The sequence below is a fragment of the Bacteroidales bacterium genome, from assembly GCA_021157585.1.
In the GTDB taxonomy this organism is placed as follows: domain Bacteria; phylum Bacteroidota; class Bacteroidia; order Bacteroidales; family UBA12170; genus UBA12170.
This window is the reverse complement of the sequence record JAGGWH010000056.1, coordinates 23,812-35,685: the sequence shown is the minus strand read 5'-3', so window position 1 is coordinate 35,685 and position 11,874 is coordinate 23,812. Positions and strand designations below refer to the sequence as shown.

The window sequence follows — 11,874 nt, the reverse complement described above, 5'->3', positions numbered from 1 at the left end:
GAAAGCCCGACAAAGCCCACATTTCTCCACAATTGGGCAAATTACCAAAATCTTTATTCAGTACTGTTTTAATCTTTTGTCCGCCCCAAATCTTATCTTTAAATAGGGGTTCAAATTTTAATGGATAAAGCATAATTGTTCGATTTTATACTTACAAAAGTACAAAAAGATTAAATGAAAAATAAACTGTATCTACCACAAACATATAAATTAAAACTTTCTTATTTTTACTAAAAATTCTCACCCTATGAACACAGAATTACTCAAACAAAAACTAATTGCAGAACTTAATGAAAACAGTATACTGCTTTATGCTGAAAGACAGAAATTTAAAGAAAATCATCTGCCAAAAGAATTACTTGAAGAAATGCTAATCAAATACAAAAGAAAGAAGAAATTTAACTCTATTGCCTTCATTGTTATATTGATAGTTATCGTATTAATGCTCTCTTTAGCTAGATTTAATGAAAGCCCTAACAACATTTTATTGCAAATGGGATTTCAGTTTATGCCTATTTTAGGAGGTTTATTTTTTAGTGCTCAAACAATGAACTTCAGTAAGAAAATATTTATTCTCGACTTACTTTTAGATTGGGAAGAGTAAAAAAACAACAATCGACTTCAATTACTTTTTCTTTTACAATTTCCCAATTCCGCATTTTATTTTGCAGTTTTACACTCAACAAGTCATAAAAATTTACCTTATAGTTAGAGGACATTTTTACATATCTCCGATATAGATAGTAATGGATTAGTCGTATACGCTACTATTTTAAACAAGCAAGATTCGGAAAAAACCAGAATTTGTACGATATTTGCCCACCAAAATTTCAACTAAGTATTAACTCATCAACAAAATATGATTTTCGATAAAAACAATCTTCCCGCTAAACTGAAAGAACAAGTAAAAGAAATGCCAAAAGTTGAACTACACATTCATCTTGAAGGTGCAACTCATGCAGAAACATTTTACAATTTAGCACAAAAAAACAAGGTCGATTTTAAGGTAAACTCACTAGAAGAATGGAAAAGTTTTTTCGCTTTTAAAGACTTTAGCCATTTTTTAGAAGTATATACTAAATCTGTAACCGCTTTAAAAACCCCGGAAGATTACACCTTTATCATAACCGAATTCTATAAACATCAGGCTGAACAAAACATAGTCTACTCTGAAGCTTTTATCAGTGCTTCATTTATCATTCAGAAATTTGAAACCGATGCTATTTTAGATGCCATAGAGCAAGGTATTCGTTTGGGCTCTGAAAAATACGGCATAAAAATCAACTTCATTCCGGATATTTCCCGCGAACTGCCAAATACACAAATGGCGGTAGTCGATTTTGTAACTGAAGGCTATAAACGCGGTTTATTTATTGGATTGGGAATTGGTGGACCGGAACAAGGTTTTCCTCCGGAATTATATACAGAAGCTTTTAAAAAAGCGAAGGCTAATGGCCTAAGAGTGGTTGCTCATGCAGGAGAAACAGAAGGTGCCAAAAGTGTATGGGGAGCAATAAAAAACCTTGGTGCAGAAAGAATTGGACATGGAGTTAGAAGCTTAGAAGACCCCAAGTTGATTCAATATTTAATAGATAATAAAATTACATTAGAGGTTTCACCAACAAGCAATTACGCTCTTGGAATAGTTAAAAATGGAGATCCTCATCCCATTCGACAATTACTTGATGCAGGTGTAAACTGCACAGTAAATTCCGACGATCCTGCAATGTTTTCAACATCTTTAATTCAGGAATATTTCTTATTACTAAACCAAGATTTTAGTTGTAAAGAGCTTTATAAGATGAATCTTCAAGCTTTAAATGTTTCTTTTGCTAATACTGAGACAAAAGAAAAAGTAAAACGTAAGCTAGAAGCCTACGAAGAGAATAGAACTCTATTTGAAGTTATTCAGATATAGAAGATTATAATTATAATTATATCCATTTTCTATCAATTTCTTATTAATTTTACAGAAAAGCAAATTGTATGCTTAAAATTATTAAGAAAGCTATTCTAAAGCGTTTAAAAATACGTCACGATAAAAATCAAGAAAGAATCTCACAAAAGTTACTTTTGTCCGAAGCAGAAATTGCTCAAGTTGATTTTAACCACTTTTTACGTGATAGTTTTTGGATACTTATTGGTATTGCATCTGCCGGATTTGGTCTAAAAGGATTCCTATTACCTAATGGTTTTATCGATGGTGGAGTAATGGGAATCTCACTGCTAACAAGAGAAGTAACCGGATTCTCTTTAGCTATATTAATTGTCCTTATCAACCTCCCTTTTTTATATTTAGGCTTATCTCAAATGGGAAAACAATTTGCGTTGAAAAGCATCGTAGCCATAATTTTATTGGCTCTGGCTTTGCAATTCATTCCCTATCCAGTAGTCACTACCGATAAATTATTAATTGCAGTTTTTGGCGGATTCTTTTTAGGAGCTGGAATTGGATTCGCCGTAAGAGGTGGTGCTGTAATTGATGGGACTGAAGTGCTAGCCATCTATTTGAATAAGAAAACGGGCTTAAGTATGGGCGATATCATATTGATTTTCAATGTAATTATCTTCCTATTCGGAGCTTATATTCTTACCGTTGAAATTGCACTTTATGCTATTCTCACTTATATTGTTGCATCCAAAACCGTTGATTTTGTTGTTGAAGGGATAGACGAATACACAGGCTTAACCATCATTTCACCAGAGAGCGAAGATATTAGGATTTTGCTGACAGAAAAGATGAGTAAAGGAGTAACGGTATACTCTGGCAAGCGTGGCTATGGAAAAAAAGGCTGTACCTTAGAACAAACAGATATTATTTATACTGTTGTTACTCGATTAGAAATTGCTGAACTGGAAAGAGAAATTGATAAAATTGATCCCGGTGCATTTATTATATACAGCAGCATAAACGCTACTAAAGGTGGATACGTAAAAAAACGACGTTTAGATCATTAACAATTCCTATCTTCTTATTAGAAACATTTGGATATTTTCGCCCTGCACAAACACCAGTAGTTGCAGAACATAACCAAAAATGAACAAAATTGAAATTAGAAACAAAGCCAAACAGCTCAAAGCTTTTATAAAATTAAGCAACTATAAAGCATAAATAGAAGAAGTTTAGTATTTTTATCGGACTAAAATTTTACTTTGCTCTATGTTGAAAACAAAACTTTTTGTTTTCTTTTTTTTAATTGTCAGCAGCTTTACTCAAGCACAGAATGAGCATTGGTGGTGGTACAAAATTCACCAGCACGATGGTGTTACTCCATGGCAACGCTATTTGATTATGTCGCCTGCTTATTTTGGCCCAAACGCTTTTCCCATTCCCGATATCAACCAAGGACTGCTTCAGTCGGATTTGCAAGTAGAAACTGCTTTTGAGGGACATTATAATTCGCACGAACAAACAAATAATCTATTCACAAAATTTTTTATTCCACTTTTAAAAGGCAAGGTTGGACTACAACTATGGATGGTTCCTATTGAATTTTTCTCACACGACACTCTAATTCGTGATGAACGTTTCTCAAGAAATTATGAAGGAAAAGGACATGCATCCGGTGACTTATATATTGGCACTCAGATTCAGTTACTAAAAGGCCATCCAAAATGGCCGGATTTATTATTAGGTATTAACCTTCGAACGGCCTCTGGAAATGAATTTGGCTCTGCCCGATTTGCTGATGCTCCGGGCTATTATTTTAATCTAAGTGCAGGAAAAACATACGCTTTTAAAAATCAACATATTCAATCTATAAGAGTTTATGCTATGTTGGGGTTCTACGTTTGGCAAACCAATTTAGCCGATCATATGCAAGATGATGCTATACTTTTTGGTGCTGGATTCCAACTTCATTCAGCTTTATTCACTTTAAGTAATGAAATTGGTGGTTTTTACGGTTATTTAAACAATGGAGACCGGCCTATTGTTCTACGTTCAAGTATCCAAACTAAGCGCAATAAAAAACTTAATCTCCGCTTACGATTTGAGCATGGAATACAAGATTATAATTTTCGTTCTATTCGTCTTTCACTAATCTACAATTTTAAATCATGAAAAGAATCGCCCCCCTCTTCTTTCTTTTCTTGATGCTGAGCCACTACAGTTTTGCTCAAGGTACGTGGTGGAATAATGAAAATAATTGGGATAGAATTACACCTTGGGAAAGATACCTCACTCTTTCGCCCGGTTTTATGGGACCTAATGCTTTTCCTGTCCCTGAAATTAAAACGGGAATTATTGAAAAGTCCTTAACTTTTGAAACTGCTGCCGAAGGTCATTTTAATGAGCACGAACAAACACTAAATCTTTTCACCCGTTTATTTATTCCTTTTAAGAATAAAAAAGTCGGGATTCAATTATTTATAGTTCCTTTTGAAATTTATGAATACGATGCCTTTACCCGCGCTCAAAGAAGCTCTACAGATTATGATGGTCAGGGAGTTGCAATAGGCGATTTATATATTGGCACACATATTCAATTACTAAAGAATCACAAAATCTTACCCGATATTTTACTCAGCATAAATATCAAAACAGCTTCAGGAAATCAATATGGAGCAGCTCGTTTTTCAGATTCCCCTGGCTATTATTTCGATCTTAGTTTTGGGAAATCATTTGCATTATCACCGGAAACTAAACTACGATTTTATGGAATGCTTGGCTTTTATGCTTGGCAAACCAATCTCCCCGATCACTTTCAGAATGATGCTGTAATTTATGGTCTTGGTGCGAATTTAGAATCGAAACACTTTAGTATCAATCAAAATTTTGGAGGATTTTCCGGCTATTTAGACAATGGCGATCATCCACAAGTATATCGTATTGATATTCAAAGCAAACTAAAAAGTACAGTGAACTACAAAATCCGTTTCCAGTATGGAATGAAAGATTCTAATTACCAAAGCATACGCTTTTCGATGCTATATAATCTTAAACCAAACAAATAAATCTTATATCTTTGAGGCAAAAGATTAAACAACACAAATAAAACACATGAAAACCATAGGATTATTAGGTGGAATGAGCTGGGAATCATCTGCCGTTTATTATCAACTGATTAATGAAAAAGTAAGAGAAACTCTTGGCGGTACATATTCTGCAAAAAGCGTGATGTATTCTGTAGAATTTCACGAGATGGAAACACTTCAACATGCTGAAGATTGGAATAAACTAACAGAAATTATGATTGATGCCGCTCAGAAAGTCGAGAAAGCGGGAGCTGATTTTCTAATAATATGCACCAATACTATGCATAAAATGGTTCCCGAAATAAAAGAAAAAATATCGATACCTATTTTACATATTGCCGATGCAACAGCAGAAAAAATAAAAGAAAAAGGCATAAAAAAAATTGGCTTATTGGGAACAAACTTCACTATGACCCAAGACTTTTATAAAGGTCGTTTAGAAGAAGAACACTGGCTTAAAGTGATAACACCTAACGAAACTGATAGGCAAATAATTCATGATATTATTTATAATGAACTCATCCTCGGAAATATCAAAGATGAATCTCGCAAAAAATATCAGGACATAATCAAAAAACTAAAAGATCAAGGAGCTGAAGGTGTTATTTTGGGTTGTACAGAAATTCCTTTGCTTATCAAACAAAAGGACAGTCCAATTCCCATTTTTGACACAACAAAAATTCATGCCGAGAAAGCCGTTGAATTTGCTTTAAATTAACATTAATCCAACAAATAATGAGACAAATTATCCTTTTTATATCCATCTACTTTATTAGCTTTTTAAGTTTAAATGCCCAAACCTATAAAAGTACGGAGCCCTTTGCCCACACATTTTCTATAGTAGCTCGTGACACTGCTACGGGAGAAATGGCTGTTGGTGTTCAAAGTCACTGGTTTTCTGTTGGCACATTAGTCAGTTGGGGAAAATCCGGTGTTGGTGTTGTAGCTACTCAATCCTTTATAAATCCTGCTTTTGGACCTAAAGGATTAAAATTAATGGAAAACGGGATTTCTGCAAAAGAGGCTTTAAATCAGCTTATTGAATCAGACGAAGGTCGGGATTTCAGACAACTCGCATTGTTAGATGTAAATGGTTCTGTTTTTTCATATACGGGCACCAAATGTGTTCAGTCTGCCCACCATATTGTTGGCAATAATTTTGCAGTTCAAGCCAATATGATGTTGAACGATAAAGTTGTTCCAGCTATGGAAAAAGCTTTCTTAGAAAATGCTCATTTACCTTTGGCAGAAAGAGTTGTAAAAGTACTAATGGCTGCTCAAGAAGCCGGAGGCGATATAAGAGGCAGACAATCAGCTGCATTATTAGTTGTAGGTCCGGAAAAAGTTCCGGAATGGCAAGACAAAAAAGTAGATTTACGTGTTGATGATAATCCATATCCACTTATTGAACTTAATCGTTTACTAATTGTACACCGTGCCTACGAACATATGAATAAAGGAGATTTAGCCGTTGAACACGGAGATATGACACTAGCACTTAAAGAATATGCGGCAGCGGAAGAAATGCAAGCCAACAACTTTGAGATGAAATACTGGAAAGCGGTAACTATGGCAAATAATGGAATGATAGAAAATGCTCTTCCTATCTTCAAAATAGTCTTTGCAAATAATGCTAATTGGCGCGAAATGACTAAGCGTTTACCCGTTTCAGGTTTACTAAAAGTGTCAGAGACTGAACTTCAAACTATTATAAATCAATAAATTTGTATCTTTGCATTCCAAATTTAATTGATATACGTACAAAAAACTAATACCTTTGCTTAATAAAAGGCTAAATACCTAAATATAAAATGATACTAAATATTGCAAACTTTTTTAGGGCTTTTGCACGTTTTGGAACTATCCTCTTAGGATTTACAATGGTCAGTATTGCAATATTTACCGGGGCTATAAAATATGGAATTACCATAGAAAATATCTTAAGAAATCTTCCCAATGCCTTACCTTGGTTTTTACTACTTCTCACGCTTCTTTTAGCATGGGAATATGAACTTTTAGGGGGCATTGTTATGATTCTTTTGGGGCTTGGAGGCATTTACTATTTGCAATCCTCTCTACACGCTAGTCAAACAGAAATATATCTTATGTGGGCAATTATTTCACTTGCGGTATCTTTTATACTCAGTTGGTCTATCAGGCAAATGTATGAACTTAGCTACACCTAATGCTCTCCTCAGTGAGAACTAAAATTATAATAAAGGGAAGCTATTATTTACCGCCAATTTCACAATGAAGGCTACGAAATTGAATACACTCTAAATGCTTTCCTTATCAGACAAAAGCACTCTGTTTTTTATTTGTCTGCTTTATAAAGAAAACTAGTTTTCCTTTGTCAATTCTTGAAAGATTTGTTCTAAAGAGTTTTCTACTTTTTGTAAAGAGCGAATGTTTAAACCCTTTTTAACAGCTAATCCAAATAAAGCTTGGCGAACATCAGCAGTTCCTTCTGACTGAATCTCCCAAGTATTTAAGGCTATCGACTTAACACCTGTAACACCTTCCAACTGCATTAGTTCATTATCATCAATTCCCTCGTCAAGTTCAAGTAATATTTTCTCTACGCTATTTATATATTTCGATAAATTTTCTGTTAAATCATCGGCTACTACTTCGCCCTTATTAATAATAATTACCCTAGAACAAATAGCTTCAACTTCTTGCATAATATGGGAAGATAGCAAAACGGTTTTTTCTTTTCCTACTTCCTTGATAAGTTTTCTGATTTCAACCAACTGGTTTGGATCTAAACCTGTTGTTGGCTCATCGAGAATTAAGACATCAGGTTTATGAATCAAAGCTTGCGCCAGTCCAACTCTTTGTTTATATCCTTTAGAAAGAGCTCCGATTTTTTTATTTTGTTCCGGACTTAAACCACACATACTAACAACCTTATTCACCTCTTCTTTTATATTTTTCTGCCCATATAAATTCGCTATAAAATGCAAATACTCGCGGACATACATATCCAAATACAAAGCATTACTTTCAGGTAAATATCCTATTATACTTTTTACCTTTTTGTCATCAGTTTCTACATCAAAACCATAAACAAATGCCTTTCCCTCGCTTGGAGGTAAATAACCACTAATGATTTTCATTAATGTCGATTTTCCGGCTCCATTGGGACCTAACAACCCTACAACTTCTCCTTGATTAATAGTAATGGAAACATTTTTTAGAGCTAACTGTTTTCCATAAACTTTACTGATATTTTTTAGTTTTATAGACATTGGCTTTATTTTCAAAGCAAAGCTAAGAATATTTTCCCGACGTATAAACGAAAAAACAAAGCAGCATGGCTAAACCGATTTATTGTAGCTTTGCCGCAATGTATAAAGAACCAAGGATAGAAGACTGGCTTCCTATTACTCGTAAGGAAATGTTACAACGAGGCTGGGAAGAACTGGATATTGTAATAATAAGCGGTGATGCTTATGTTGATCATCCTGCATTTGGTGCGGCAGTTATTGGCAGAATTATCGAAGCAGAAGGCTTACGCGTTGGTATTATTCCACAACCCCAATGGAAAGATGATTTACGTGATTTTAAAAAATTTGGTAAACCCCGACTATTTTTTGCAGTTACTGCCGGGAATATGGATTCTATGGTAAATCATTATACCGCCAACAAACGTCTACGCTCCAACGATGCTTACACTCCGGGAGGTGATAAAAGTTTCCGCCCCGACTACGCATCAATTGTTTATTGCAATATACTTAAAAATATTTATCCCGATATTCCAATTGTATTAGGTGGCGTTGAAGCTTCATTACGTAGATTAACACATTACGATTATTGGTCGGATAAACTTAAAACCTCCATTTTAAAAGAAAGTAAAGCAGATTTATTGGTTTATGGAATGGGCGAACAGCCTTTACTGTCTATCTTGGAATTATTAAAAAAAGGCGTTCCTTTCAAAGCTTTAAATACTATTCCTCAAACAGGAATTCTTATTATAGAAGGACAAACTATTCCGCAAAATAAAAATTGGCGTGATGTTAAATTATATTCTCACGATGAATGTTTGAAAGATAAATTGAAGTTTGCCAAAAACTTTAAACATATAGAACAAGAATCTAATAAAATAAACGCTAAAAGAATTTTGCAACAAATTGGAAAAGATACGGTAATTATTAATCCTCCTTTTCCAACCATGACAGAAAAGGAAATTGATGCTGCTTTTGATTTACCTTATACTCGTTTACCTCATCCCAAATACAAAAAACGAGGCCCGATTCCCGCTTTTGAAATGATTAAATTTTCAGTGAATCTGCATCGTGGTTGTTTTGGAGGATGTAGCTTTTGTACTATTTCGGCACATCAAGGAAAATTTATTGCTTCCCGATCAGAAGCTTCTATTATGAAAGAAGTTGAACAAATAACTATGATGCCTGATTTCAAAGGAAATATTTCTGACTTAGGTGGTCCTTCGGCAAATATGTACAAAATGAAAGGACGATATCAGGAGTTATGCGATCAATGTAAACGCCCATCTTGTATTCATCCTACTGTTTGTCATAATTTAGATACTTCTCATCAAGCCTTGCTTAATATTTACAAGAAAGTAGATGCTCATCCCAAAATAAAGAAAGCCTATGTTGGAAGCGGTATTCGCTACGATTTATTAGTGAAGGATTTTAATACAGAAGGAGATGAAAAAGGAATGAATGCATATATGCAACAACTGCTCGACCGCCACGTTAGTGGACGATTAAAAGTAGCTCCGGAGCATACCTCTGACAAAACGCTGAAGATGATGCGTAAACCATCTTTCAAATATTTTCACTCGTTTAAAAAACAGTTTGACACCATCAATCAGAAGCTGGGAAAAAAACTTCAACTTATCCCCTATTTTATTTCCTCACATCCTGAATCCAAACTGGAAGATATGGCCAATTTAGCCGCCGAAACTAAAGATATGGGATTTCATTTAGAGCAAGTACAAGACTTTACTCCAACACCAATGACAGTTGCCACCGTAGCCTACTACTCCGGTTACCACCCCTATACTTTAGAAAAGGTTTATACCGCACGAAAAAAACTGGAAAAACAAGAACAACACCGTTTCTTTTTTTGGTATAAAGGAGAAAATGCATCTTGGATTAGGAGTGTTTTAAAAAATAGACCTGATTTGATAAAAAAATTGTTAGCTCGCAAAGTAAAAGTGCAAGAAAGCAGCAGTCCAAAAAGTTTTAAAACGAATAAGCCTAAAAAAAATAAATTCAGGAGAAATTAATCTTGGTCAGAAGCAAACCATTCGGCATAAGAAGTTACTGTTTCGCGTAAAAACATAGAATACAACTTAATACCATCGGGCAAACGGGGCTGGATTCTATCTACAAAATCTATTAACATATTTTCGCTTGTTGGCTGATAATCAACCAATACCAAACGACTAAACATATCATCGCTACCAGATAAATTTTGTGCTGCTTTTGAATCTTTGTTTAAAACCAAAGCATGATCCATTTTATCCACTATCTCTTCTCTCACTATCATCTTAAGATCGCCAAAATCCATTACCATTCCTAATTTAGGGGAGCTTTTATCTTCTATAGGATTACCAATTACTGTAACCAATAATTCGTAAGAATGACCATGAATATGTTTACAAAGTCCATCATAAGCTTTTAAAGCGTGAGCAGTTTCAAATTTAAACTCTTTTGTAATTCTAATTTTTGCCATAATCTTATTCCCAAAATCCGACTAATTATCATCTCTATTTCTTGTACCCATTGTGTCTTTATTTCTCTGTGGTTTATTTTTTTTACCACTAAGGTACTGATCATTCAAATGAATGCAAACTCAATTCTTTTGCAAAGAAACATTTTTTTTGAATATCAACCGATTATTGAAAGAGTAAATATAGAGCGAAGAAAACAAGTAATAAGCCCCCTAAATATTTACTAAATCTACCCAAACGTTCCGGTCTGTATTTATTTCCTATAAATATTCCAATAAAAACAGTAATTGTAGCAATAGTCGTAAGTATAAGTAGCGGAAAATATAAGAATTGCGTTAATATCATTCCCAAACCAGTAAAAACAATAACTGTGTTAAAAGAAGCTGCCAACGAAACTCCTAATAAAATTTGAGAATCTTCAATTAAAAATGTTCGGCTATTATTTTTCACTTTGTTTGCTTCTAAGATCAATTTTACACCGACAAATGTAATTATAATTGCACCTGCCATAAAAGAGAATTCCGGCATAAAACCGGAAATAAGACTTCCCATAAATAAAGCAAAAGTTGCCATAACAAATTGAGCTAAACCAAAAATAAATGCTGCTTTTATATTCAACCAAGAAGAATAAGGATGCATAGTAACGCCTGCACCAATAGCTAAAAATATAAGTTCGCCCGAAATGGCAAAAGCTAATATTATTGAATAAATTAAAAAATCACTCATCTTTTAAATATATATCAGGTCTAAAATCTTTTCAAGATAAATACGATCAATTTTATCAAAGGAATTCAAATCTTTACTATCAACATCAAGAACACCAACAATCTTACCCGCTTTATTTTTTAGTGGTATTACAATTTCAGACTGAGAACGAGAATCGCAAGCAATATGTCCCGGAAAATTATGCACATCTTCAACAACTATACTTTTTTCTTGATTAATAGCAGCCCAACAAACACCTGTTCCCTTTTTCAAAAGCATACAAGCAACCGGTCCTTGATATTTAGAAACTACCAGTTCGCCTTCGTTTAACATATAAAATCCTGTCCAAAAGAAATACTCCATTTTATGATGCAGAACAGCAATAATACTCGCTTTACGAGCTTCTTCATCAGCGCAAGTTAACATCAACTTTTCAAGCTGTTTGTATATGCGTTGGTAGCGGGCTTCTTTTTTCTTTGTATCCATCA

13 protein-coding genes are annotated in these 11,874 nt (G+C 34.1%); 9 read left to right on the top strand and 4 right to left on the bottom strand.

Translation table 11 applies throughout. From position 1 onward, the window contains the following. The first annotated feature begins 247 nt into the window (after positions 1–247). From J7K39_03680 to J7K39_03645, 8 genes are all read left to right on the top strand, one after another. Entirely contained in the window at positions 248–604 is a 357-nt protein-coding gene (locus tag J7K39_03680) for a hypothetical protein (protein MCD6178983.1), read from the top strand. A gap of 255 nt (positions 605–859) precedes the next feature. Further along, the gene (add, locus tag J7K39_03675) at positions 860–1,918 is read left to right on the top strand and encodes an adenosine deaminase (protein MCD6178982.1); all 1,059 of its coding nucleotides are present in this window, start codon (positions 860–862) and stop codon (positions 1,916–1,918) included. A 68-nt stretch (positions 1,919–1,986) separates the two neighbouring features. After that, a complete protein-coding gene (locus J7K39_03670) occupies positions 1,987–2,958 on the top strand; it encodes a YitT family protein (protein ID MCD6178981.1) in 972 nt (323 codons plus the stop codon). Positions 2,959–3,160: 202 nt separating this feature from the next. Further along, entirely contained in the window at positions 3,161–4,063 is a 903-nt protein-coding gene (locus tag J7K39_03665; protein ID MCD6178980.1) for a hypothetical protein, read from the top strand. After that, positions 4,060–4,956: a hypothetical protein gene (locus J7K39_03660; protein ID MCD6178979.1), complete on the top strand. Its 897-nt coding sequence runs from the start codon at positions 4,060–4,062 to the stop codon at positions 4,954–4,956. The genes J7K39_03665 and J7K39_03660 overlap by 4 nt, the downstream gene beginning before the upstream one ends. A gap of 46 nt (positions 4,957–5,002) precedes the next feature. Continuing rightward, complete coding sequence (locus J7K39_03655) at positions 5,003–5,695, top strand: aspartate/glutamate racemase family protein (protein ID MCD6178978.1); 693 nt, start codon at positions 5,003–5,005, stop codon at positions 5,693–5,695. Positions 5,696–5,712: 17 nt separating this feature from the next. Continuing rightward, positions 5,713–6,699 (top strand): DUF1028 domain-containing protein, encoded by a 987-nt coding sequence (locus tag J7K39_03650; protein MCD6178977.1) that lies wholly within the window; start codon positions 5,713–5,715, stop codon positions 6,697–6,699. An 89-nt stretch (positions 6,700–6,788) separates the two neighbouring features. Next, the gene (locus J7K39_03645; protein MCD6178976.1) at positions 6,789–7,163 is read left to right on the top strand and encodes a hypothetical protein; all 375 of its coding nucleotides are present in this window, start codon (positions 6,789–6,791) and stop codon (positions 7,161–7,163) included. A 153-nt stretch (positions 7,164–7,316) separates the two neighbouring features. Here the strand turns inward: J7K39_03645 and gldA are convergent, their stop codons facing one another. Then, complete coding sequence (gene gldA, locus J7K39_03640; protein MCD6178975.1) at positions 7,317–8,228, bottom strand: gliding motility-associated ABC transporter ATP-binding subunit GldA; 912 nt, start codon at positions 8,226–8,228, stop codon at positions 7,317–7,319. A gap of 98 nt (positions 8,229–8,326) precedes the next feature. Here gldA and J7K39_03635 point away from each other — a divergent pair, with 98 nt between their 5' ends. Then, the gene (locus J7K39_03635) at positions 8,327–10,234 is read left to right on the top strand and encodes a YgiQ family radical SAM protein (GenBank protein ID MCD6178974.1); all 1,908 of its coding nucleotides are present in this window, start codon (positions 8,327–8,329) and stop codon (positions 10,232–10,234) included. On the opposite strand, the gene J7K39_03630 is transcribed toward J7K39_03635, so the two are convergent. From J7K39_03630 to J7K39_03620, 3 genes are all read right to left on the bottom strand, one after another. Next, positions 10,231–10,683 carry a 6-carboxytetrahydropterin synthase gene (locus J7K39_03630; GenBank protein MCD6178973.1) on the bottom strand — a complete coding sequence of 151 codons (453 nt, stop codon included), beginning with the start codon at positions 10,681–10,683 and terminating at the stop codon, positions 10,231–10,233. The two genes, J7K39_03635 and J7K39_03630, sit on opposite strands and share 4 nt — an antisense overlap. A gap of 163 nt (positions 10,684–10,846) precedes the next feature. Next, on the bottom strand, positions 10,847–11,407 hold the full coding sequence (locus J7K39_03625; protein ID MCD6178972.1) for a manganese efflux pump: 561 nt from the start codon (positions 11,405–11,407) through the stop codon (positions 10,847–10,849). Between the two features lie 3 nt (positions 11,408–11,410). After that, the gene (locus J7K39_03620; protein MCD6178971.1) at positions 11,411–11,872 is read right to left on the bottom strand and encodes a GAF domain-containing protein; all 462 of its coding nucleotides are present in this window, start codon (positions 11,870–11,872) and stop codon (positions 11,411–11,413) included. Between the last annotated feature and the right edge of the window lie 2 nt (positions 11,873–11,874).

What these genes read in the sequence shown, in the direction of transcription:
- J7K39_03680 (MCD6178983.1), top strand. Translation starts at nt 248, where the DNA reads ATGAACACAGAATTACTCAAACAAAAACTAATTGCAGAACTTAATGAA.
- J7K39_03660 (MCD6178979.1), top strand. Translation starts at nt 4,060, where the DNA reads ATGAAAAGAATCGCCCCCCTCTTCTTTCTTTTCTTGATGCTGAGCCAC.
- J7K39_03670 (MCD6178981.1), top strand. Translation starts at nt 1,987, where the DNA reads ATGCTTAAAATTATTAAGAAAGCTATTCTAAAGCGTTTAAAAATACGT.
- J7K39_03630 (MCD6178973.1), bottom strand. Translation starts at nt 10,683, where the DNA reads ATGGCAAAAATTAGAATTACAAAAGAGTTTAAATTTGAAACTGCTCAC.
- J7K39_03650 (MCD6178977.1), top strand. Translation starts at nt 5,713, where the DNA reads ATGAGACAAATTATCCTTTTTATATCCATCTACTTTATTAGCTTTTTA.
- J7K39_03620 (MCD6178971.1), bottom strand. Translation starts at nt 11,872, where the DNA reads ATGGATACAAAGAAAAAAGAAGCCCGCTACCAACGCATATACAAACAG.
- add (MCD6178982.1), top strand. Translation starts at nt 860, where the DNA reads ATGATTTTCGATAAAAACAATCTTCCCGCTAAACTGAAAGAACAAGTA.
- J7K39_03625 (MCD6178972.1), bottom strand. Translation starts at nt 11,407, where the DNA reads ATGAGTGATTTTTTAATTTATTCAATAATATTAGCTTTTGCCATTTCG.
- J7K39_03645 (MCD6178976.1), top strand. Translation starts at nt 6,789, where the DNA reads ATGATACTAAATATTGCAAACTTTTTTAGGGCTTTTGCACGTTTTGGA.
- J7K39_03655 (MCD6178978.1), top strand. Translation starts at nt 5,003, where the DNA reads ATGAAAACCATAGGATTATTAGGTGGAATGAGCTGGGAATCATCTGCC.
- J7K39_03665 (MCD6178980.1), top strand. Translation starts at nt 3,161, where the DNA reads ATGTTGAAAACAAAACTTTTTGTTTTCTTTTTTTTAATTGTCAGCAGC.
- J7K39_03635 (MCD6178974.1), top strand. Translation starts at nt 8,327, where the DNA reads ATGTATAAAGAACCAAGGATAGAAGACTGGCTTCCTATTACTCGTAAG.
- gldA (MCD6178975.1), bottom strand. Translation starts at nt 8,228, where the DNA reads ATGTCTATAAAACTAAAAAATATCAGTAAAGTTTATGGAAAACAGTTA.